Origin of the sequence: Paracidovorax sp. MALMAid1276, assembly GCF_049198005.1 — a bacterium.
Classification (GTDB): Bacteria; Pseudomonadota; Gammaproteobacteria; order Burkholderiales; family Burkholderiaceae_C; genus Acidovorax.
In genome coordinates this window covers 1-3,259 of record NZ_JBMIRS010000058.1, presented here as the reverse complement: position 1 = coordinate 3,259, position 3,259 = coordinate 1, and the positions used below count along the sequence as shown (strand labels likewise).

1 protein-coding gene is annotated in these 3,259 nt (G+C 60.7%); it reads right to left on the bottom strand.

Features of this window, described 5'->3' with window-relative positions; all coding sequences use genetic code 11:
* Positions 1–209: 209 nt before the first annotated feature.
* Positions 210–3,125 carry a Tn3 family transposase gene (locus ACOQFS_RS03430; protein WP_087748587.1) on the bottom strand — a complete coding sequence of 972 codons (2,916 nt, stop codon included), beginning with the start codon at positions 3,123–3,125 and terminating at the stop codon, positions 210–212.
* Positions 3,126–3,259 lie beyond the last annotated feature (134 nt).

The window sequence follows — 3,259 nt, the reverse complement described above, 5'->3', positions numbered from 1 at the left end:
GGACGAAGTGGCCCGTTGCGCCGACCGCGATCAACTGCTCGGGAGGGCCCGCCAATGGCTGTACAAGGGGTCCCCTTGTTTTCAGTGCAATAACTGGCGGTACGCAAACCCAGCACTGGCGCGGGGGTGGTGTTGGTAGATCGTTGATTCTGTTGGCTTTCCTGTTCACCTTCAAATCCGGGATTCGTGGCGTCAAACCGTGATCGGTTTCATCCGTTGGTGCCAGTTATCGGTGCTCCCTGCCGCGAGGGCAGGATTTGGTCGGCATAACGGTCAACAGGAAAGCGGAACACGCCTCGCAGGTTGATGCTTTCCAGCCTGGTGGGAGCAATTTTTCCGATCAGTTCCGGCGGAATGGCCTGGCGGCGGTTCGACCAGCGATCCAGAACAGCCTGCATTTGTGACGTGTTCCACGCCATGACGATGTTGGCCAGCAGACTCAACGCGTCGGCCACAGCCTGCATTTCGTCCACACGTTTGGCCTGTGCCGGGCTGATCCGGCCGGTGTAAATGGCGCGCTTGAGGGCGTTGACCGCCTCCCCCCGGTTGAGCACCCGGCGCAATTCATTCCTGAAAGCGTCCTTAACAAAGTAGTCGGCAAGGAACGCGGTTCGCAGCAAACGTCCCAATTGCACGCCAGCGTCATAGATGGGGTCACCCTGGGCAGCAGAGCCAAACCGCGCCAGTGCTGCCACCGCACTGGCGTGACCACTCATGACCGAAGCCGCCAGATGCACCAGGCTGTCCCAATGCTTTTCGATCAGGGCAACGTCAACATTGGCCTCGCACACCGCAGCTATTTCGGCTGGCACCTTGGCGCCGCGAGGCACGAACAGGTGGCGTTGTTTCAATTCCTTCAACCGCGGGCAAAGATCAAAGCCCAACAACCGGGCCAGTGCCATCGCAAAATCGGTGTAGCCGTGGGTGTCCACCGCCAGTTGGCTGGTTTCAAGGCGTTCCTGACGTATGACGCCTTCAATGGCCACGCCAGCTTGGCGCTCATTGAGCACGAAGGGCTGTGCGTGAAAGATTCCCCAGCGGTCGCGTACATGGGAGTAGATGCCAATGGAGGGCGTGTTGCGCCGGGGATCAAGCCGGGCCTGCCATACCCGCTTGGTTGTCTCCATGCTCATCATGTCAGAAGACGCCAGGTCTGAACGGCCCCAAGTGGTGGCGATCGGGTGGCGTTGCATAAACTCCAGCACCGCCTGGCAAGCCTGACTCAGACGGCGTTCGTCCCGTGCCCAGCGCATGGCCTGGCGGATGCTGGTGGCAGACAACTGCGGAATCATGCGCGCGCATTCGATGGCTGTCAGACTGGTGCCGTGGGCCATGATGCCGGCATAGACCATCAGCAGTTCCGCTGTTGACCGTGGTTCACGGCCGAGCATGATCCAGCTGAAGCGCACCTGGGCGTCAACGGCCAGAATCACTTCAGGCAATTGCACTTCGCCGATGCGGTGATCCAAAGCCGCCCGTAGCTTGGTGACTTCGGGGTCTTCGTCTTCGGCGGGTAAAACTGAGAGGTGGAGTTCATCGTCGACGCGCAGTACGCCACTGCGTGCCGCCGCAGCCACAGCATCGACACCTGCAGTTACCTTGGCCAACAATGGCTTCAGAAAGGTGGCCGCCTTGCCGGGCAGCGACAGACGGGCATAGTGCTTCTTGGACTCGTCCTTCCAACGTTCGTCCGTGAAGAACAGGCGTGCACGGCCCCTAAAACTCAAGCTGTGCTCGATCCAGACCGATCCATTGCGCACCGCGCGGCGCAGGGCAAACAAGGTGGCAACCTCCAATGCCCGAAACGCCCGTTCCCGGTCTGGGCTGGATATGGCGGCTTGCCAGACCTTCCCCAGGCCTGGCGCGACAACGCCATCCGGCAACTTTCTGATGTTACTGGCGTAATAGGCGCTCAATTTCGTCAGGGCGTCGATGGTGGGATGCTCTCCGGTGGCTTGCCATGGAAGCTTTGCAATTGCCACAAGCAGTGAGCGTACGGGGCGAATGACATCAATCAATCCTTCGCGCACAAGGGAGGCCCGACTGGGTGGCTTGCGTTTCTGGGTTTCGATGACCAAGGCTTCAAGCCGTGCGCGCAGCTCGGCGTCCGGCACAGCGCCCTGGGCGCTCAAGGCCACGAGTTCGGCCAGTAGCGTTTTGTACATCGCCGCCCAGTTGACGGTGGCGGGGACCTCGGCAGCGGTCTGGCGCCACAGATCGGCAATCCGGCGCTGCACCATCAAAATCAACTGGTCCGTGGTGGTGAACAGGCAATACCGCAGAAAGCAGGCGACCTCCACGGTGCGCGCGGGTTCCTTGATCTTGGCGCCGGCAGACGGCGGCCGAGAGACTAGTCGGCGCGCGTAACGGCGCAAGATGAGATCGGGGATGTCGGTCAGGTGTTTATGAACGTCCAGCTCGTACAGCAGATCGATGCGTTCAAGTACCTCGCTGATTTGGCGGGTTGAGTGCTTGGCCGGCGCCGACCACAGCCAGCTTTGTTGGGTTTGTCCATCTGGGCGCAGCTCTGCAACCGAGGTTCGCCACCGATCAAGGGTTGCCGGATCGACGCTGGCGGCGATTGCAGCACCTGTCTCCGCTTCGAGCTGGGTGAGTGCGCTCGCAATCAAAGTCCGGATGGCCCGCTCGTGCACGATCACCAGCTTATTCTTGTACAGCCATTGGCGGGCCCTCCCGAGCAGTTGATCGCGGTCGGCGCAACGGGCCACTTCGTCCCGCAGTTCACGCACCAGGGAGCGGCGTTGGTGCTCGCTCATCCACCGAAAACCAAGGGCCGTGCACGCTACTTGCTGGTGATCGAACAGTGTCTTCTCCCGCCCGTACAGCGTGCGCAGCGAAGCCACATCAGGGGTGGCAATGCCAAGTTCCTCGCTCAAGTGGCGCCACAGGGCGACGGGAACCACCCGAAAGGCATACAGCAGGCGGCCACTCATGCGCAAAAACCCGATATGCAGCGCCAGACCGAGCTTGTGGGCGTCACCCCGGCGCGCATTGATTGCCTCGCGCTCTGCACCATCGAAGGTGAAAAACGCCTTCATCTCGAAGTCACTGATATCGCGGGGCAGCTCACGCATCCCCAAAAACGTCGTTTGCCAGTCCTGCATCGTGAACCCCATTAGCGGGAGGCCACGATACCCGTTTGAGAAGTGAACAGGAAAGCCAACAGAATCAACGATCTACCAACACCACCCCCGCGCCAGTGCTGGGTTTGCGTACCGCCAGTTATTGCACTGAAAAC

Coding starts and splice junctions, on each gene's coding strand:
- ACOQFS_RS03430 (WP_087748587.1), bottom strand. CDS start 3,125: ATGCAGGACTGGCAAACGACGTTTTTGGGGATGCGTGAGCTGCCCCGC.